This window comes from Agrobacterium pusense (assembly GCF_013285525.1).
GTDB lineage: Bacteria > Pseudomonadota > Alphaproteobacteria > Rhizobiales > Rhizobiaceae > Agrobacterium > Agrobacterium pusense.
Window position 1 is genome coordinate 807,301 of sequence record NZ_CP053857.1, and the last position, 20,036, is coordinate 827,336.

At 60.8% G+C, this 20,036-nt stretch carries 15 protein-coding genes; 2 read left to right on the plus strand and 13 right to left on the minus strand.

Annotated elements, in window-relative coordinates; genetic code table 11:
- Window positions 1–218: 218 nt before the first annotated feature.
- Complete coding sequence (locus HQN82_RS17350) at window positions 219–1,271, plus strand: threonine aldolase family protein (RefSeq protein ID WP_173615358.1); 1,053 nt, start codon at window positions 219–221, stop codon at window positions 1,269–1,271.
- A gap of 30 nt (window positions 1,272–1,301) precedes the next feature.
- On the opposite strand, the gene HQN82_RS17355 is transcribed toward HQN82_RS17350, so the two are convergent.
- The 9 genes from HQN82_RS17355 to HQN82_RS17395 all read right to left on the minus strand — a co-directional run bounded on the left by HQN82_RS17355 (window position 1,302) and on the right by HQN82_RS17395 (window position 12,231).
- Complete coding sequence (locus HQN82_RS17355) at window positions 1,302–1,991, minus strand: response regulator transcription factor (protein WP_006697199.1); 690 nt, start codon at window positions 1,989–1,991, stop codon at window positions 1,302–1,304.
- Between the two features lie 48 nt (window positions 1,992–2,039).
- Window positions 2,040–4,754, minus strand: a complete 2,715-nt coding sequence (locus tag HQN82_RS17360; RefSeq protein ID WP_173615359.1) for a sensor histidine kinase — start codon at window positions 4,752–4,754, stop codon at window positions 2,040–2,042.
- Between the two features lie 54 nt (window positions 4,755–4,808).
- Window positions 4,809–5,375, minus strand: coding sequence for a potassium-transporting ATPase subunit KdpC (gene kdpC, locus HQN82_RS17365; RefSeq protein ID WP_173615360.1), 567 nt, complete (start codon window positions 5,373–5,375; stop codon window positions 4,809–4,811).
- Window positions 5,376–5,387: 12 nt separating this feature from the next.
- Window positions 5,388–7,472 (minus strand): potassium-transporting ATPase subunit KdpB, encoded by a 2,085-nt coding sequence (gene kdpB, locus HQN82_RS17370; RefSeq protein WP_173615361.1) that lies wholly within the window; start codon window positions 7,470–7,472, stop codon window positions 5,388–5,390.
- A gap of 43 nt (window positions 7,473–7,515) precedes the next feature.
- Window positions 7,516–7,680 (minus strand): hypothetical protein, encoded by a 165-nt coding sequence (locus tag HQN82_RS17375; protein ID WP_173615362.1) that lies wholly within the window; start codon window positions 7,678–7,680, stop codon window positions 7,516–7,518.
- Between the two features lie 9 nt (window positions 7,681–7,689).
- On the minus strand, window positions 7,690–9,393 hold the full coding sequence (gene kdpA / locus HQN82_RS17380) for a potassium-transporting ATPase subunit KdpA (protein ID WP_173615363.1): 1,704 nt from the start codon (window positions 9,391–9,393) through the stop codon (window positions 7,690–7,692).
- A 33-nt stretch (window positions 9,394–9,426) separates the two neighbouring features.
- Window positions 9,427–9,516, minus strand: a complete 90-nt coding sequence (gene kdpF / locus HQN82_RS17385; RefSeq protein WP_003506089.1) for a K(+)-transporting ATPase subunit F — start codon at window positions 9,514–9,516, stop codon at window positions 9,427–9,429.
- Window positions 9,517–9,835: 319 nt separating this feature from the next.
- Window positions 9,836–10,783, minus strand: a complete 948-nt coding sequence (locus tag HQN82_RS17390; RefSeq protein ID WP_173615364.1) for an asparaginase — start codon at window positions 10,781–10,783, stop codon at window positions 9,836–9,838.
- Window positions 10,780–12,231: an amino acid permease gene (locus HQN82_RS17395; RefSeq protein WP_173615365.1), complete on the minus strand. Its 1,452-nt coding sequence runs from the start codon at window positions 12,229–12,231 to the stop codon at window positions 10,780–10,782. The genes HQN82_RS17390 and HQN82_RS17395 overlap by 4 nt, the downstream gene beginning before the upstream one ends.
- Before the next feature lie 270 nt (window positions 12,232–12,501).
- Here HQN82_RS17395 and HQN82_RS17400 point away from each other — a divergent pair, with 270 nt between their 5' ends.
- On the plus strand, window positions 12,502–13,929 hold the full coding sequence (locus HQN82_RS17400) for an aspartate ammonia-lyase (protein ID WP_234904908.1): 1,428 nt from the start codon (window positions 12,502–12,504) through the stop codon (window positions 13,927–13,929).
- Here HQN82_RS17400 and HQN82_RS17405 read toward each other — a convergent pair.
- The 4 genes from HQN82_RS17405 to HQN82_RS17420 all read right to left on the minus strand — a co-directional run bounded on the left by HQN82_RS17405 (window position 13,898) and on the right by HQN82_RS17420 (window position 20,032).
- Window positions 13,898–14,614 (minus strand): FadR/GntR family transcriptional regulator, encoded by a 717-nt coding sequence (locus tag HQN82_RS17405; RefSeq protein WP_022563084.1) that lies wholly within the window; start codon window positions 14,612–14,614, stop codon window positions 13,898–13,900. The two genes, HQN82_RS17400 and HQN82_RS17405, sit on opposite strands and share 32 nt — an antisense overlap.
- A gap of 188 nt (window positions 14,615–14,802) precedes the next feature.
- Window positions 14,803–17,874, minus strand: coding sequence for an efflux RND transporter permease subunit (locus HQN82_RS17410; protein ID WP_173615367.1), 3,072 nt, complete (start codon window positions 17,872–17,874; stop codon window positions 14,803–14,805).
- Window positions 17,871–18,956: an efflux RND transporter periplasmic adaptor subunit gene (locus HQN82_RS17415; RefSeq protein WP_077985806.1), complete on the minus strand. Its 1,086-nt coding sequence runs from the start codon at window positions 18,954–18,956 to the stop codon at window positions 17,871–17,873. Before HQN82_RS17415 ends, HQN82_RS17410 begins: the two co-directional genes overlap by 4 nt.
- Complete coding sequence (locus tag HQN82_RS17420; protein WP_173615368.1) at window positions 18,956–20,032, minus strand: efflux RND transporter periplasmic adaptor subunit; 1,077 nt, start codon at window positions 20,030–20,032, stop codon at window positions 18,956–18,958. Before HQN82_RS17420 ends, HQN82_RS17415 begins: the two co-directional genes overlap by 1 nt.
- Between the last annotated feature and the right edge of the window lie 4 nt (window positions 20,033–20,036).

A 20,036-nucleotide genomic window follows, 5' to 3' on the forward strand; every position in this document is an offset into this window, starting at 1 on the left:
GCGGATTTGGCAAGGGCGCGAATCCAATTAGTGAGACCGTCGTTTTATAGCGAAGTTTCGATACTGACCTATTGCGCGAAACTTTCTGTCGCAAATGCCGCGTTCCCATTGCTTTCATTGCCGGATTTGCCAATCGCGTAGTTAGGTCATAGAACTTTGCCAGTCGTCGCTCCATGCATTTCCCAATCAGAACCCCAGCTATCGGAAAGCCTTCAGAGATGTTTTTTGCTTCAGACAATTGGGCTGGCGCCCATCCGGCCGTCAATGAACGGCTTTCGCGGGAATCCACCCGGTTTGCCTCCGCCTATGGCACCAGCGAACTCGATCTCTCCATCGAGAAGCGCTTCAATGAGATATTCGAGCGCGAGGTTGCGGTGTTTTTCGTCGCCACCGGCACGGCGGCCAATTCGCTTTCGCTGGCCAGCATCGCGCGCGCCGGCGGCCTCACCTTCTGCCATTCGGAAGCCCATGTGATCGAGGACGAATGCGGCGCGCCGGATTTCTTTTCCGGAATGCGCATGGTCGCAGTCGAAGGGCCGAACGGCAAGATGGCGCCGGAAAACCTGATCGAGCGCATTGCCCGCTATCCGCAGGATGCCGTTCACCACGGCCGTGCCGCCGCCATCACCATGACGCAGGCGACCGAAGCCGGCACCGTCTACACCCTCGACGAAATTGAAGCCGTCTCCAAAATCGCCAAGGAAAACGGCCTGCCGCTGCATATGGACGGCGCGCGTTTTGCCAATGCGCTGGCCGCCCTTGACACCACGCCGGCTGAAATGACCTGGAAACGCGGCGTTGACGTGCTGTCTTTCGGCGGCACGAAAAATGGCTGCTGGTGCGCGGAAGCGATCGTTTTCTTCGATCCTTCGCTCGCTCGGGATTTCTCGTTCCTGCGCAAACGCACAGCGCAACTGTTTTCGAAGTCGCGTTTCATCGCAGCGCAGTTTGAAGCCTATCTGCAGGATGATCTTTGGCTCGGCCTCGCCAGCCATGCCAATGCCATGGCCAACCGGCTGCGCGCGGGCTTCGGCTCGCTGAACAGCGCGCGCCTCGCCTGGCCGACCCAGGCCAACGAAGTTTTCGCCATTTTGCCAAAGGCAGCCGCGCAAGCAGCGACGGAAAAAGGCGCGAGGTTCTATGACTGGCTGGAGCCGCGCGACATGCCGGAAAAAGTCGGCAAGGACGAAGTACTTATCCGCATGGTCACCAGCTTTGCGACGACCGAGGCCGATGTAGATGAATTCCTGTCCATCTGCGCTGCCGTCTGAGATATCGGAGGGCGTTGCCTTGCGGCGCCCTCAAACCTCCTGCAACCGGTAACCCACCCCGGTTTCTGTCAGGATGTAACGGGGCTGATCGGGGATTTTTTCGATCTTCTGGCGCAGTTGGCGCACATAGACCCGCAAATATTGCACGTCGGTCAGTTCATCCCATACGTGCTCCAGCAGGAAGCGGTGCGTCAGCACCTTGCCTGCGTGCTGAACCAGCACCCGCAGAATATCGTATTCCTTCGGGGAGAGCTTCACCTCCCGGTCCTCGACCCTGACGATACGCCGGACAAGATCGACCGAAAGATCGCCGGTCTGAAAGACAGGCCTTTCACCCTGGCTCTGGAGCCGGTGGCGCAGCGCGACCCGTATGCGGGCGACGAGTTCGTTCATGCCGAAGGGCTTTGTAATGTAGTCGTCGGCTCCCAGTTCGAGTGCCTTGACGATACCTGCTTCATCGGTTCGGCTGGACAGGATGATGACCGGCAACGCCACCCCCTCGCTGCGCCATTTCGCCAGAAGATCGTGTCCCGACATATCCGGCAGGCCGAGATCGAGAATGACGAGATCGGGCTTGTCCTGCTCGACCAGCTCCATCGCCACCTTCGCATTCATCGCCTCGCTTACCGTATAATCCTGCGTCGACAACCCCACCCGCAAAAGCTTGCGGATCGGCGGTTCATCGTCAACGATCAGAATGTTAACGGCGGAATTGGTCATTCCAGGGTCTCCTTTGGCGGCGTAGTGGGAGGGGGTCGCCATTTCGGCTCAGGCGGCGCCCTTGTCATGATCTAGCACAGGCGCGTTGGCGGGAACGGGCAAAGTTACCGTGAATTGCGCACCTCCCCGACCCTTTCTGTTCTCCGCACGAATCGAACCACCCATGGCCTCGATGAAACCCTTGCAGATGGATAGCCCCAGTCCGGTTCCCGCCTGCACCTGATCGGTCTTGCGCACGCGGTAGAAGCTGTCGAACACCCGCTCCGCATCTTCGGGAGGAAAGCCCGGGCCGTCATCGGCCACGGACAGGAAGACGTGCCTTCCCTGCTGCCAGCCACGGAGTTCGATGACCGTCTGTTCGGGAGCATATTTGGCCGCGTTGTCTATGAGGTTGAACAGGACCTGTTCGAACAGCACGGGATCGACCCTAAGCATCGGCAGATCAGGCGGAATATCCAGGACAACCTCATGCCGCACAATGATTTTTGCGGCACGCGAAAGCGCTGTCCCGACCATGTCGCCAAGGAAATGCAGCCCGTAATTCGGCTCCATTGCACCCGATCCGATCCGCGTCATATCGAGAAGATTGGAGATGAAGCGGTTCAGCCGTTCGGATTCCTCAACGATCGTCGAAAGCAGATCGGCGCGCGCATCGGGCGGGATGTCCTCGGCAAAGTCCTTCAGCGTTCCGGCCGAACCCAGAATAGCCGCGAGCGGGGTTTTGAGGTCGTGGGAAATGGAGGTGAGGAGTGCTGTGCGCAGTCGGTCGGTTTCCGCGGCCAGCCTTGCCTTGTCGACATCCGAGGCAAGCTGGATACGTTCGATCGCGAGTGCAGCCTGGTCGGCCAGCGCATCAAACAGGCGCTGTTGTTCAGGTGTCAAAAGCGGCCCGCTTCGGTCATCATCCAAGCCGACGACGCCAACGGCACCGCTGCCGGTGCGGAGCGGCAGATAAAGCCGCCGGGCGCCCGGCAATGTGTCTGCACCGCGACCAGCCGCCTTGTCGTGTTCCCATGCCCATTGCGCGGCCGCGATATCGGCATCCACCAGCGTGTCATCGGGCGGATAACCGGCCTTGACGGCGATGGCGTTGTTCTCCGGCAGGAGCAGCACCACCCTCACCTTCAACATCGAAGCCATCTGGTAAGCGGTAGCCCACAACACATCATCCAGCGTCGCCGTTCCGGCAAGCTTTTTGGAAAACAGGTAGAGATCTTCTGTCGTGCGCGCCCTTACCCGCGCCGAGGCCGCCTGCCGTTGCACCGCAACCGTGAGGTTGGAGGCAACAAGCGCCACTCCGAGATAAAAAAGCAACGCCAGAACGCTGTCCGGCGCGCTGACCGTCAGCGTGTATCGGGGTTCCAGAAAGAAAAAATTAAATGCGACGGCGCCAAGCAGCGAGGCATATAACGCAGGTCCAAGTCCTCCGCGAACAGCCGCCGCCAGCACGGCCATGAGAAAAACGAGCGCCAGATTCTGAACGTCGAGCGTCCGGTCAAGCACGATGCCGACAACGATGGCGAGCGCTACGAACAGCGTGCTGTTGAGATAGGAGCCTATCGACCAGCGCGAGCGGGACGGCGCGGCCTTCACGGATTGCGCCGGCTTCTCTTCATTCTTGTCGCCGGAAATGACGTGCACACTGATATCGCCGGCATGGTCGATCAGGTCATGCGTCAGCGAGCGCTGAAAAATTCGCTGCCACCAGGATTTTCGCGGGCGACCGATGATGATGTGGGTGAAATTGTTTGTATTGGCGTAGGAGATGATCTCCCGCGTCAGGTCAAGCGCCGGCAGGGTTACCGTCTCGCCGCCAAGCTGCTGGGCAAGCCGCATGGTGCCGGCCAGCCGGTCCTTCTCCGCCTCCGACAATTGCTGCGACCGCGGCGTGTCGAGATGCAGTGCGGTCCATGGTGCGCGCAGCCTGTCCGCCTGCCTTCGGGCATAACGCACAAGACCGGGGCCGTTGCCGCCATGATCAAGACAGACCAGAACCCTGTCTCCCGCCGCCCATGGCCCGGAAATGGCATGGGACTGCATATGGTTGAGCAATTGCTCATCCACCCGCTGCGCGGTGCGCCGGAGCGCCAGCTCGCGCAATGCCGTCAGGTTACCGCGCGAAAAATAATTCTCGATGGCGCGCCGTGCCGTACGGGGCAGGTAAACCTTGCCATCCTGCAGCCGCTTGATGAGGTCGTCAGGCGTAATATCGATGATTTCGACATCATCGGCCCGGTCGATGATGCTGTCGGGCACGGTTTCACGAACACGGATACGGGTGATCTGCGCCACCACATCATTCAGGCTTTCGACATGCTGGATGTTCAGCGTTGTGTAGACGTCGATGCCCTGCGCGAGGATTTCCTGAACATCCATATAGCGCTTGGGGTGGCGGCTGCCTGCAGCATTGGTGTGAGCAAGTTCATCGACCAGAACCAGGGCGGGGCGACGCGCGAGGATCGCGTCGATATCCATCTCCTCCAGCATCTGGCCGCGATAATCGATACGTTTGCGAGGGACGACCTCCAGCCCCTCGACCAATGCCTCGGTCTCCCTGCGGCCATGCGTTTCCACGACGCCGATAATGGTGTCGACGCCATCCGCAAGCTTCGCCCGGCCTGACATCAACATTTCATAGGTCTTGCCGACACCGGGTGCGGCGCCCAAAAAAATCTTCAACCGGCCCCGCGCCTCGCGCCTGGCGTTTTCCAGAAGCGCATCGGGCGACGGCCGGCCGGGCATATTGCTGATATCGTCAGGCATTTAACCACCAGTGGTCGAGGCTATGGCTTGCGAACAAGCCATAGCCATTTCAATTCATGAGCCGGCCGCGTCAAGAGCCATGTTGAGCGCAAGAACGTTTACAACGGGCTCGCCCATGAAGCCGAGTTCCGGAGCTTCGACATGACGCTCAACGATGGCGCGCAATGCCGCTTCATCCATGCCCCTCGCTTTGGCGACACGCGGAACCTGGAAATAGGCGGCCTCCGGCGAAACATGCGGATCGAGGCCGCTGCCCGAGGCCGTCACCAGATCGGCCGGCACCGCCGAGCCCGGATTTTCAGCTTTCGCGGCCTCGTAATCCTGTTTTACCCGGTCGATAAGCTTGGCGCTCGTCGGCCCTAGATTGGAGCCGGAGGACGAGGCCGCATTATAGCCATCGCCGGCAGCGGAAGGGCGGCCATGAAAATAAGTCTCGCCAGTGAAGGCCTGCCCGATCAATTGCGATCCGACCACCGTGCCATTTTTTTCGATCAGGCTGCCATTGGCCTGCGCGGGAAAAAGCGCCTGCGCAAGGCCCGTCATGCCGAGCGGATAGGCAAGGCCGGTGATGGCCGTGGTGGCGAGGATCAGCACCAGTGCGGGACGAAGCTGTCTAAACATTGTCTTTACTCCTCAGGCGAGACCGAGCGCCGTGATGGCGAGGTCGATGGCCTTGATGCCGATAAAGGGAACGATGATGCCGCCGAAGCCATAGATGACCAGATTGCGCGATAGCAGCGCACCTGCACCGATCGGGCGATATTTGACGCCCTTCAGCGAGAGCGGGATCAGCGCGATGATGATAAGCGCGTTGAATATGATGGCCGAGAGGATGGCGCTCTGCGGCGTCGAAAGTCCCATGACATTCAGGACGCCAAGCTGCGGATAGAGCGCCAGGAACATTGCCGGAATGATGGCAAAATATTTGGCGATGTCGTTGGCAATCGAGAATGTGGTCAGTGCACCGCGCGTCATCAGCAACTGCTTGCCGATTTCGACGATCTCGATGAGCTTGGTCGGATCGCTGTCGAGATCCACCATGTTGCCCGCCTCGCGGGCGGCCACGGTACCGGTGTTCATGGCAACGCCGACATCGGCCTGCGCCAGCGCGGGAGCATCATTGGTGCCGTCACCGCACATGGCGACGAGCTTGCCCTTCGCCTGCTCCTCACGGATAAGCTCCAGCTTGTTTTCCGGTGTCGCCTGGGCGAGGAAATCATCGACACCCGCTTCCGCAGCAATTGCGGCGGCGGTCATCGGATTGTCGCCAGTGATCATGACAGTGCGGATGCCCATGCGGCGAAGCTCCGCAAAACGCTCGCGAATGCCGCCCTTGACGATATCCTTCAGCTGCACGACGCCGAGAAGCTTGCCATCCCGAACAACGGCGAGCGGCGTGCCCCCGGTCTTGGCAATTTCTTCGGCAATTGTCCTTATGCCGCGCATGGCATCTGTTTCGGTTTTGACGGCAAGCGCCACATTGCCCTGTTGCGAAGCGCCGCCGTCAACATAGGAAAGAACGGCGTCGACCGCCCCCTTGCGAATGGAGGAGCCTTCGAAATCGACACCGCTCATGCGGGTCTGGGCGGTGAAGGGGACGAAATTGGCATGCAGCTTCTGCATGTCACGGGCGCGGATGCCATATTTCTCCTTCGCCAGAACCACAATGGAGCGACCTTCAGGTGTTTCGTCAGCAAGGGACGCAAGCTGGGCCGCATCGGCCAGTTCCTGCTCGGAAACGCCGGCGACGGGGCGGAACTCGGTCGCCTGCCGGTTCCCGAGCGTGATCGTGCCGGTCTTGTCGAGCAACAGCGTGTCCACGTCGCCAGCGGCCTCGACGGCGCGGCCGGACATGGCAAGCACGTTGAAACGCACCAGCCTGTCCATGCCGGCGATGCCGATGGCCGACAGAAGCGCGCCGATGGTGGTGGGGATGAGCGTGACGAACAGCGCCACCAGCACGATGATCGGGATTGAACCGCCGGCATAGGCCGCGAAACTCGGTATGGTCGCGGTGGCCAGAACGAAAATCAGTGTCATGCCTGCGAGCAGAATGTTGAGCGCGATCTCGTTCGGCGTTTTCTGGCGTTCAGCACCTTCGACCAGCGAAATCATCCGGTCGAGGAAGGTGGAGCCGGCAGCAGCGGTGATGCGGACCCTTATCCAGTCCGACAGCACCTGCGTGCCGCCGGTGACGGCAGAGCGGTCGCCACCGGATTCGCGGATGACGGGGGCGGATTCGCCTGTTATCGCCGCCTCGTTGACCGAAGCAACACCTTCGATAACCTCACCATCGGAAGGGATGATATCGCCTGCCTCTACAAGAACGACATCGTTCACCTTCAGGCTGGTGCCCGCCACCATACTGTATTGGCTGCGGTCATCGCCGGTGAGCAGTTTCGCCTGGGTTTCTGTGCGGGTCCGGCGCAGCGAATCCGCCTGCGCCTTGCCGCGCCCTTCGGCGACGGCTTCGGCGAAATTGGCGAACAGGACGGTGAACCAAAGCCAGAGATTGATCTGGAAGGAGAAGCCCAGATTGGCGCCGCCCGTGATGAGATCGCGGATGAACAGCACCGTGGTCAGCACTGACACCGTCGCAACAACGAACATGACCGGATTGCGCGCAAGCGTGCGCGGGTTGAGCTTTTTGAATGCGGCGGCGATGGCCGGCACGAGAATGCGAGAATCGAGGATGCTCGCTTGTTTGGACTGGCTCATGAAGAGGCTCCAGCGTTTGAACAGGGCGACCGACGAGAGTCGATCAGCCCGTGATAACTTCGAGAGCGACAACGGCGGCGAACAGAGCCGCCATCATCGCGAGAATGAGATTGGAGGCGCACCAGCCGCCGGGCGTGGCGCTGCCTCTGACGGGAGCGCCGTTGCGGGCGGGAACGATGCGGTGACGTACAGATTTGCCTTCGTTCATGACATCACCTCAAAAAAGCTGACCTGCCGCCATGACGAGATGTTCGGCAACCGGGCCGAGCGCCAGCGCAGGCAGGAAGGTAAGGCCGCCGACGATCAGGATCGTGCCGACCAGCAGGCCAACGAAAAGCGGGCCATCCGTCGGGAAGGTGCCTGCAGAGGCCGGAACGGTCTTCTTGGTGACAAGCGAACCCGCAATGGCGAGTGCGGGAATGATGACCAGAAAGCGACCCATCAACATGCCGAGACCAAGCGTGATGTTGTACCAGGTCGTGTTCCCCGTCAGGCCGCCGAAAGCCGAACCGTTATTGGCGGCCGCCGAGGTGTAGGCATAGAGGATTTCGGAAAAGCCGTGCGGGCCCGCCGTGCCAATCGATGCCACAGCCGAGGGCAGGATGGTGGCCGTGGCGGTGAAGACCAGCATGGCGAGCGGCAGGCAGAGAATGGCCAGAACCGCCATCTTCATTTCCTTCGCCTCGATCTTCTTGCCGAGATATTCCGGCGTGCGCCCGACCATCAGCCCTGCCACGAAGATGGCGATGACGATGAAGAGCAGAATGCCGTAAAAGCCCGCGCCGACCCCGCCGACGATCACCTCGCCCAGCTGCATGTTGATGAGCGGGATGAGACCACCCAAGGCCGTGAAACTGCCGTGCATGGCATTGACCGCGCCGCAGGACGCAGCCGTGGTGATGACCGCGAAGAGCGACGAGAGCGCCACGCCGAAACGGACTTCCTTGCCTTCCATATTGCCGCCTGCAAGACCGAAACTGTGCATCAGCGGGTTTCCGGCTGCTTCCGCCCAGTAGGTGACGGCAACGCCGGCGATGAACAGCACGCCCATGGCCGCAAGGATAGCCCAGCCCTGGCGCTGGTTGCCGACCATGCGACCGAAGACATTGGTGAAAGCTGCGCCGATGGCGAAGATCGATACCATCTGGATCATGTTGGAAATGGCATCGGGGTTTTCGAAGGGATGCGCCGAATTGGCGTTGAAGAAGCCGCCGCCATTGGTGCCCAGCATCTTGATCGCGAGCTGCGATGCGACGGGGCCGACGGCAATCGTCTGCTGCGCGCCTTCCAGCGTCTGCGCGTTCACATAGGCGCCGAGCGTCTGCGGCACGCCGAGCCAGACGTAGACGAGCGTCAGCACGATGCAGAGGGGTAATAGCACGTAGAGCGTGGAGCGGACCATATCCACCCAGAAGTTGCCGATCGCCTTGCCGGAAGCGCGCGAGAATGCGCGGATCAGGCCGATGGCGATTGCCATGCCGGTTGCGGCGGAAACGAAGTTCTGCACGGTGAGACCGGCCATCTGGGTCAGATAGGAAAGCGTGCTTTCGCCGCCATAATTCTGCCAGTTGGTGTTGGTGACGAAGCTGACGGCCGTATTGAAGGACAATTCTGGTCCGACGGCCGCCATTCCCTGCGGATTATAGGGTAGCACGGCCTGAAAGCGCATCAGGGCATAGAGCAGGGCGAAACCGAGAAGATTGAAGAGAAGCATGGAGACCGCATAGGTCGTCCAGTGCTGCTCCTCCCGCTCACTCGTCCCTGCAAGGGCGTAAAGTCCGCGCTCGACCGGCACAAGAACCGGCGACAGCAGCGTGCGCTCGCCATTGAAGACACGCGCCATATAGAAGCCAAGCGGCTTCACCAGCGCAAAAATGATCCCGCAGAAAAGCAGGACCTGGAACCATCCATTGAGGGTCATGGTATCAAACTTTCAACAGCCGCCGCTTCCCGATCAGAAACGTTCGGGGCGAATGAGAGCATAGGTGAGATAGGCAGCGATAAAGACCGTGACGGCGCCGCTCAGGATATAATCAAACGTCATCGCAGCCTCCGTCTAAAGCCGGTCGCAGGCGCGCGTGTAGGCAAAGCAGAGGGCGAAGAACGCCGTGGCTGCGCCAATCAGAACAATATCCATCATTGATGGGACTCCTTTTTAATCGAGGAGCCGGACAGGAAGAAAAGCGCCGTCATGTGGGACGTCGCTTTTCATTCTTTCTGGCTGGGAAGAAACACCATCCCTTCCCGCACAGAAGAATGCACCCGAACCGCATAAAGGTTCGAGACGGCCACAGGGGCAATAAAATAGGAATCCTATAGGAATTTCGACGCCCGCTGACCGGACATCGCTGCCGCCAGTCAAGTCAGCTGTTGTCACCGAAAGCGGAAACGATGGTTTCCGCCGGACTTTTGTCCGCCAGCAGCGCGGCCAGCAAAATGCGCGCCTGGCCCGGACGAAGTGTGGCTGAATGCACGGCGCCCGCTGCGACGAGATCATGTCCACCGCCGCCGCCGCCGTAACTCGCCACGAGCCGCCCTTCCGGCACGCGGCTGGAGACGACGACCGGAACGCCGCGTTCGGCGCAGCGCTTCACGGCTTCGGCGATACGCGGATTGGCATTCCCGGAACCAAGTCCTGCAAGAACAATGCCTTTCGCGCCCGCCTGAAGGCTTGCATCGATATGGGTGGCATCACAGCCAGGATGAATGGCAACGATATCGACGCGCTGATCGGCCACCGGGGCGGCAACCAACAGTGTTGGGGCGGCAGCCAGTGGCCGGGTCGAGCGGAATGCGTCTGCCTCGTCCGCGCTCAGCTTGTAGAGCCCCCAGGCCGAGAGACAGCGACCGCCGAAGGAGAGAAGCACACCCTTAGCAGCATTCGCCTGATCGAGCGCTGTTTCTATGGCTCGAGCCAGATTTGCCGGTCCGTCTGCGTCCTTATGGTCTGCCGTAAACTGTGCGCCGGTGAAGACCACCGGCTTCGTGATGGCGTGCTGCAAATGGACGAGTAGCGAGGATTCCTCCATTGCATCGGTTCCGTGCAGAACCACGATACCCGCCACTTCGGAATCGTCGAGTTCGATACGAACGGCATCGCTGATGGTCTGCATGTCGGCAAGCGTCAGGCTGGACGAATCTTTCGCCATGAGGTCCACCGGCTTCAGCCGGGCGCCGATTTCCGGTACCAGCGCAAGCAGATCTTCACCGGAAAGGCTGGGCGTGCTGGCACCATCGGCACCGCGCCGACTGGCGATGGTGCCGCCGGTGGCGATGACCGCCACCAGAGGTATCGCGCCCTGCCCGCTCAATGCGATGCTCCCGCGCGTTCAGCCGCAAGGCGATAGATGCGGTCACGCAGCAGATACCAGCCGATGACGAGCGCCGGGATGATAATCAGCAGCGAAGCGATGGTCCAGGAGCCGACGGGATAGTCGAAGGCCATCAGCACCAGCACGCCGAACAGAAAAACGAGCGTGAGGATGCCGGTATAGGGCGCGCCGAACATGCGGAAATCCGGACGCACCAGTTCACCGCGCTGCGAAAGCTGCCAGAGTTTGAGCTGGCAGAGCACGATGACGGCCCAGGCGCAGATGATGCCAAGCGCTGACAGGTTGAGCGCGATTTCGAACGCGGCGGCGGGGACAACGGCGTTGAGTGCGACGCCGAACACGGTAACGACGGCAGTGACCGCGATGCCACCATAAGGCACGCCATTCTTGTTCATCTTCGCCAGCGCTGCCGGGGCCGAGCCGGAGACAGCCATGGAGTGAAGGATGCGGCCGGTGGAATAGAGCCCGGCATTGAGCGAGGACAGGACGGCGGTCAGAACAACAAGATTCATAATGACATCGGCACCCTGCACGCCGATCGAGCCGAAGAAGGTAACGAAAGGGCTCTCACCGGCCTTGTAGGCCGTGTAGGGCAGGAGCAGCGTGAACAACAGCACCGAGCCGACGTAAAACACGACGAGACGCAGGACGACGGCGCGGATGGCGCGCGGCATAACCTTGCGCGGGTCCTCGGTTTCGCCTGCCGCCGTACCGATCAACTCGATCGAGGCATAGGCGAATACCACGCCCTGAATGATGACGAAGGCTGGAAGAATGCCATTCGGGAAGAAGCCGCCATTGTCAGTAATGAGGCTGAAGCCGGTAACGTGGCCTTCGATGGGCGTGCCGAAAATGACGAAATAAACGCCGACGACGAGGAAGATCGCGAGCGCCAGCACCTTGATCAGGCTGAACCAGAACTCCAGTTCGCCGAACACCTTCACCGACAGCATGTTCATCGCCAGCACGACCACCAGCGCCGTCATCGCGAATACCCACTGATCGATGCCCGCAAGCCACGGTACGTATTGCTTGAAGAAATTCATATAAAGCGCAACGGCGGTGACATCGGCCACCGAGGTCATGGCCCAGTTGAGCCAATACGTCCAGCCGGCCGCAAAGGCCATCTTCTCCCCGTAGAACTCGCGGGCATAGGACACGAAGGAACCGGAGCTGGGGCGATGCATGATCAACTCGCCGAGCGCACGCAGCACCAGAAACGCGAAGAAGCCGCAGAGTGCATAAACGAAAACCAGAGCCGGACCGGCCTGTGCGAGACGCCCGCCGGCACCCAGAAAGAGACCCGTGCCGATGGCGCCGCCGATGGCAATCATCTGAATCTGGCGCGGCTTCAGGGCTTTATGGTAGCCGAGATCCTCTTCAGCGAAGACCTCACGTTCGGCGGGTGCCGTTTTTCCAGAATGCATGGATTTATCCTCCCGATAAAACGCTTGTAATCGGCAATTAGCCGGAAATCAAAGTGGAACTGGCGTCGTCCCCAAGGCTGGAAATATGGCCAGCGAATGCGCTCATGCTGTAAAGCTGCATGACAGATTTTTGCCGTCATAAGTCCAGACAATGGCATTCGTCAAGAGCTGTTCGCCAATATTGACCTTCCCTCGCCACAAGAATATGGTCATTAAATCTGTAAGACAGCTTTACAGATTTTGCAGCATTTGAAGCCAGTGGAGGAAGAAGTGAGCGTGACGCGCAGTGAGCATGATTTGCTCGGGTCGAAGGAAATTCCGGCGAATGTCTATTGGGGCGTGCACACCGCGCGCGCGGTGGAAAACTTCAAGATCACCGGGGTGACCATTGGCCATAACCCCTACCTGTTAAGGGGTTTGGCCTATGTGAAAGAGGCGGCCGCACGTGCAAATCACGAACTTGGCCTGCTCGACAAGGATCGGATGGAGGCGATTGCGGAAGCCTGCCGCGAAATCCGCGCCGGCGCTCTTCATGAGCAGTTCGTTGTGGATGAAATCCAGGGCGGAGCCGGCACATCCACCAACATGAACGCCAATGAGGTCATCGCCAACCGCGCGCTGGAACTGCTTGGGCACGAAAAGGGCGATTATGCCCGGCTTCATCCGAACGATCACGTCAATCTCAGCCAGTCGACCAACGATGCTTATCCAACCGCGGTGAACGTTGGCCTGATCGAAGCGATTGACGACCTGGCCGCCTCGATGGGCGTTCTGAAGGACGCCTTCGACCGCAAGGCGCAGGAATTTGCCGGCTTCATCAAGATCGGGCGCACGCAATTGCAGGATGCGGTACCGATGACGCTCGGCCAGGAGTTCCGCACGTTCGTTGTGATGCTGGGTGAAGATCAGGCGCGTCTGATCGAATCCGCCGCTCTGCTGCATGAGATCAATCTGGGCGCCACCGCCATCGGCACCGGGCTCAACGCACCGCGGGGTTATGCCGAGCTTGCCTGCCGGCATCTGGCGGAACTGACCGGCCGGCCGCTGATGACGGCGGCGGACCTTATCGAAGCCACACAGGACCCCGGCGCATTCGTGCACCTCTCCGGCGTGCTGAAACGCGTCGCCGTAAAGCTGTCGAAGACTTGCAACGACCTTCGCCTGCTCTCGTCAGGCCCGCGCGCCGGGATTGGCGAAATCACCCTTCCCTCCGTTCAGGCGGGCTCCAGCATTATGCCGGGCAAGATCAATCCGGTCATTCCCGAAGTGGTTAACCAGGTGGCCTATGCGGTGATCGGCAACGACATCACCATCACCATGGCAGCCGAAGCCGGGCAGCTGCAGTTGAACGCCTTCGAGCCGATCATCGTGCGTGCGCTCTCCCAGAGCATCAGCCAGCTAAGCGCCGCCTGCCGCACACTGGCAGAGCGATGCGTGGAGGGCATCGTAGCCAATCCGGCCATCATGGCGCAGCGCGTGGAAGAATCAATCGGTCTCGCCACGGCGCTTAACCCGCTGATCGGTTATTATGCGGCGACGGAAGTCGCCAAGGAAGCGCTTGCCAGCGGGCGTACCGTGCCGCAGGTGGTTCTTGAACGTGGTTACATGACAGAGGCCGAACTGCAGCAAGCGCTCAGTCCACGGCACCTTGCCAATCTGCCTGCGGTCACGGCTGGCGAAGCCGATCTTCGCCAATGATCGTCGTCACCACCTGCTTCACCTGCCCAAGGTGAAGCTCCATCGCCTCACGCGCCTCAGGCGCTGAACCGCGCCGGATCGCCTCGACGATCCGGCGATGCTCGAAATTGGAAGCGACGCGGCGACCGGCCATAAGGTTAACCATCTCTGATTGCTGGGCGACGGCCTCGCGGGCGTCCGCCACCACCTTGGCAAAGAGGCGGTTGGCGGAGGCCTCCGCGATGGCGCAATGAAACTGGCCATCCAGCAATACCCAGGGATGCGGCCTTTCCTCGGTTTCCATGCGATTACAGAGATCGAGCAAAACCTGCAGTTGGGCGTCCGTGCGACGCAAGGCGGCCCACCCTGCAGCCGGCACTTCGATGAAGGGGCGGGCCTCGATCAGGTCGCGTGCGGAATAGGCACCGTAATTCAGTTCCGATGGCGGCGTCGGGGTCATCACATACGTGCCGCTGCCTGTGCGCGTCTGCGTCAGGCCGAGCGTCTGGAGAGACCGCAGCGCCTCGCGAATAATCGGCCGGCTGACGCCGTAACGCGTTGCGAGATGTGCTTCCGAAGGGAGCCGGGTACCGACCGCAAGCTGGCCTGTCGTGATGGCGGAACGGATATCATCGAACACCGCTTCCGCGGCATTCTTGCGATTGATCGGCTGTCCATCCGCAAGCCAATCCGACAAACCGCCCATCTTTAAATCCTCCGCACTCTCAATATGTCCGCGATATCGACGCAACCGCCCAAATACAAAAAGACGGCTGCCGCTCTCGCGGCTAAGCCGACCTTCCTAACATCATCCTGCACGCGGGAACAACGACGGTAGATATTTTTATTGGAGCGAGGAGGCAGTGCAGCCACCACCTCGCCCCGCATCCGATATCACGCCTTGATTTCTGCGCCCTCCGGCTTCTCATCCTCGCGCGGAATACGAAACCAGGCAACGTAAAGCGCCGGCAGAAAAAGCAGGGTAAGCGCCGTGCCGACCACAATGCCACCCATCATCGCATAGGCCATCGGCCCCCAGAAGATTTCCCGGGATATGGGGATGAGGGCAAGCGTTGCCGCCGCCGCCGTCAGCATGATCGGCCGCATGCGGTGTTCGGTCGCCTCAATGACGGCACGCCAGGCCGAGACACCCTCGCTTCGCAGATGCTCGATCTGCACGACGAGGATGACCGAGTTCCGGATCAGGATGCCGATCAGCGCCAGCACACCGAGAATGGCAACGAAGCCCATTGGCGCATTGGAGAAGAGCAGTGCCACCACCACGCCAATCAGGGCCGTGGGCGCCACGGCGAAGACCAGGAACAACCGGCTGAAGCTCTGCAGCTGAACCATCAGGATCGTCGCCATTGCAAACAACATCAGCGGCACCACGGCGACGATCGGCGCTTGCGAATCCGCGCTGGATTCCACCGAACCGCCCGTCTCCACCTTGTAACCCACAGGAAGCGTTTTCTCGAAAGCCTCTATTTTCGGCTTCAGCTGCGTCACGATCGTTGCGGGCTGCGTCGGGCCGATGATGGCAGCCTTGACGGTGACCGTCGGTATCCGGTCGCGACGCCAGATGGTCGGTTGCTCCAGCTCGTAGCGGAAATTGGCAATGGCCGAAAGCGGCACGGCCTTGCCGTTGGTCGCCGGCAATTGCAGATTCTGCAAGGTTTCGATGGACCCGCGCTCCGACAACTGCGCCCGCGCCACCACATTCACGAGGTAGATGTCGTCCCTGACCTGGGTGACCGTAGATCCCTCGACAATGCTGTTCATGGCGTTGGCGATATCTTCCGAGGAGACGCCGAGCTGGCGGGCCTTGTCCTGCAGCACATCCACCTTCACCACACGTGTCGGTTCGTTCCAGTCCATGACCATGTTGGACAACAGCTGGTGCTCGCCGACAATGCCCGACAATTGCTGCCCGAGCTCACGGACCTTCTGGATATCCGGGCCGCTGAGGCGATATTGCACCGGCTTACCGACCGGCGGGCCGATATCGAGCAGTTTCACGAAGGCGTCAGTGCCGACGAATGTCCGGTCCAGATATTCCTGCAATTCAGCGCGCACCTTGTCCCGCACGTCCAGCCCCTTGGTGACGATGACGGTCTGGCCGAAGGTGACATCAGGGGTCTGCACGTCGAAAGAGAGGATGAAGCGCGGCGCGCCTTCACCGACATAGGTCGTCCAGTGGTCGATATCCGGATTCTTGGCGAGCATTTCCTGCTCGAACTGCGCCATCTGCCGGTTGGTTTCGGCAATCGAGCTGTTCTGCGGCAGGTTCCAGTCAACGATGAGCTCCACACGGTCCGAGGACGGGAAGAACTGCTGCTGCACGAGGCTCATGCCACCCACGGACAGGCCGAACAGGGTTATGGTGAGGATGATCGTCACCCAGCGCCAGCGCAGCGCCCGGCCGAGAAGCCAGGAAAAGGCCGAGGCGAACCGGCCCTTCTTCTCGTGGTGAGATTTCATTGTCTTCGGCAGAATCGTCACGCCGAGCAGGGGCGTGAACAAAACCGCGACGATCCATGACACGATCAGCGAAACCGCAATCACCACGAAGAGTGTGAACGTAAACTCACCCGCTGCGCTGTTGTTGAGGCCGACAGGAATAAAGCCGGCAACGGTGACCAGCGTACCGGTCAGCATCGGGAAGGCGGTGGAGGTGTAGACATAGGTCGCCGCTTTTCTGAGATCGTCTCCGACCTCAAGCCGCGCGACCATCATTTCGACGGCGATCATCGCATCATCCACGAGAAGCCCGAGCGCGATGATGAGAGCACCGAGCGAAATGCGTTGCAGCGAAATGCCTGTGTATTCCATGTAGACGAAGGTTATCGCCAGCACGAGCGGAATGGAAACCGCCACCACCATGCCGGCCCTGAGGCCAAGGCTGATGAAGCTGATGACAAGGACGATGGCGATGGCTTCGAACAGCGCCGACGTGAAGCCCGAGACCGCCTCATCGACGACGGCAGGCTGATCGGACACCCGGTGCACATCGACGCCAACTGGCAGATCCGCCACCACGCGTTTCATCTGCGCATCCAGCGCCTCGCCGAAATGCAGCAGGTTCGCGCCGGTTTTCATGCCGATTGCAAGGCCGATGGCCGGCTGGCCGTTGAAACGGAACAGCGAGGACGGCGGATCGACATAACCGCGCCGGATCGTCGCTACCTCCGTCAACGGGAAGAAGCGGTTGTTGACGCGCAGGTTGATCGCCCGCAGACTGTCTTCAGAGGTGAACTGGCCGCTGACGCGCAGCGCCACGCGCTCAGGTCCTGCATTGACGAAGCCGGACTGGGTGACGGCATTCTGCGATTGCAACGTCTTGATGATGGACTGCTGATCAATGCCGAGCGCGGCGATCTGTCGGGTGGAAAATTCCAGATAGATCGTCTCGTCCTGTGCGCCGATGACATCGACCTTGCCGATATTGTCGACGGTCAAGACCTTGGCGCGGGCATCTTCCACCAGGTCACGCAATTGCCGCTGGCTGAGACCGTCGCTGGTGAAGGCGTAGATATTGCCATAAACGTCGCCGAAACGGTCATTGAAGAAGGGGCCAACCACGCCGGATGGAAATTCGCCCTTGATGTCGCCGATCATGTTGCGCACCCGCACCCAGGTCGGCTCGACATTGCGCGCCTTGGTTTCCGGCACCAGCTCCACAAAGATCGTCGTGCGGCCCGCCACCGTCTGGCTGCGCAGATGATCGAGATTATCGAGTTCCTCGAGCTTCTTCTCGATCCTGTCGGTCACCTGCCGCGCCACTTCCTCCGCCGAGGCGCCGGGCCACTGGGCACTGATCACCATGGTCTTGATGGTGAAGTTCGGGTCTTCCTCGCGACCGAGGTTCAGATAGGAAAAAACGCCGGCGAGAACGAAAACCAGCATGAAATACCAGACAAGCGAACGGTGTTCGAGCGCCCAGTCTGAAAGATTGAATTTCTTCACTGACGGACCTCCTGATCGATCCTGATGGCCTGTCCATCCTTAAGCTTGTGAACGCCGGCGCTGGCAACGCGCTCGCCGGGTTTGACGCCGCCGGTGATGCGCACACTGCCGCCTTCGGCAGGTTCACCCTCTATCGTGACCGGGCGCGCGGTGACGGTCGCTGTGTCGGCATTAACGATCCAGACGGACCAGCCGCCCTCCGTTTTCAGCAGGGCCGATGCCGGCAGCATGATCCGCGGTTCGGAAGCAGCAAGCACGGAAGCCGTGACGACAGAACCGAGGCGGAATGCCGCCGGCGCATCCTGCAGACTGATCTTCGTCCGCCGTGTGCGCGTTGCCGTTTCGGCTGCCGGGGCGATTTCCCGCACCACGCCGGTGGTTCGGATTTTCGGATCGAGCTGCAGGGCGATCTCGAAGGTCGAGCCGATATCCAGACGCTGCGCCGCAAATTGCGGAACATCCACCACTACATCGCGCACTTCCGGGCGGGCGATGGTGACGACCGTCTGGCCGGCGGAAACAACCTGGCCGATTTCACCCGACGTGGCCGTGACAACACCGTCGAATTCCGCATGGAGCTGCGCGTAACCCAGCTGTTCTTCCGCCTTGTCCAGGTTTGCACGGGCCTTGGCGACGGAGGCGTTGGCGGTGCGCGTCGCCTGTTGGGCTTCCTCCAGCGCCGCCTCGGTGCCGCTGCGCGCCTCCGCCAGCACACGCTGGCGCTGTTCGGTGGTCACGGCATTGGCGAGCTGCGCTTCGGCATTGGAAAGATCCGACTGCGCGCTCTTCACCGACAGTTCAAGCGCGAGCGGATCGATCGAGGCCACCACATCCCCCTTCTTGACCAGATCGGCGACATCGACGTTCCGCGCTATGATCCGCCCGAGGACGCGAAAACCGAGATCCGTCTGAATCCGCGATTCCACGGTGCCGGTAAGCTGCAGCGCATCCGCCGACTTTTCCTCGACCACCACCGAGAGCACCGGTCGCGGCGCCTCGGCGGCGGCCTCCTGCTTTTCCTGACAGGACGAGAGCGCCATCGCGGGCAGCAGCAAAAACAAGCTTCTGTTTATCCTGAACATTATTGTGCCTGCCCCTTTTCATAGGCGACCTTTTCACCGGTCCGGAGGAATTTGGTCCCGCCCGTGACCACGAGATCGCCGGGGTTCAGCCCCGCCGAGACGACGAATTGACTGGTCTCATAATCCGCAACCTCGATCGGCCGCATGGAGACTTCGGAGGATTGCGGATCCACCACCCAGACGGCGGGTCGGCCTTTTTGCGACGTCATCGCCGACCATGGAAGCTCGATGGCATCCACCTGCCTGAAGCGGAAATGGCCCGATACCGGCGCACCAAGCGGCATGGTCAGATCGCCGTTAAGACCGACCTTCACCCTTATCGTACCATTGTCCGGATCGATCGTCGGGGAGATTTCCCGCACGGGGGCCGCCACGGCGCGGGCGGGATCAGAAAGGCGGCTGACATTGACGAGATTGTCGATGTCGCGCTCCAGGAAAAGAGATTCGTAGACATCAAACACGGCGTCGCGCGGCCCGTCATGCGCCAGCGTGAACACGAGCTGGGCAGCCTGCGCCACCTGGCCCACTTCGACATTTCGCGCCGTGATCACGCCATCCGCATCGGCCCTGAGTTCCGTATACGACAGCGCGTCGCGCGCCGTATCGAGCTGCGCCTGGGCCGATCTGACCGCGCCCTGCGTGGTAAGCAGCGTTTCCTGGGCCTTGTCGACGGCCGAGCGCGAGGTGACCTGCGTCCGGAAAAGACTTTGCTGGCGATCGAATGCCAATTGTGCCTGCGTCTGTTGTGCTTCGGCCGATTGCAGATTGGCAAGGGCAACATCGATGTCGGCCTTCTGCTCCTCCGGATCGATGCGGGCGAGCAGTTGCCCTGTCGTCACCCGCGCGCCCACATCCACCAACCTCTCGGTGATCTTGCCGCTGACGCGAAACGACAGGTCCGTCTGAACCCTCGCCCTCACTTCGCCGGTGATGATGCTGCCGCGGTCGATCGGCTGCTTCTCCGCCTTGACCACATCGACAGTTCGCAGCGGCTTTTCGGCCGGCGGCTCTTCATTGCTGCAGGATGACAGGGCAAAAACGCCGCCCACCGCCCATGCGATAAGAATGGTTCTCATGCTG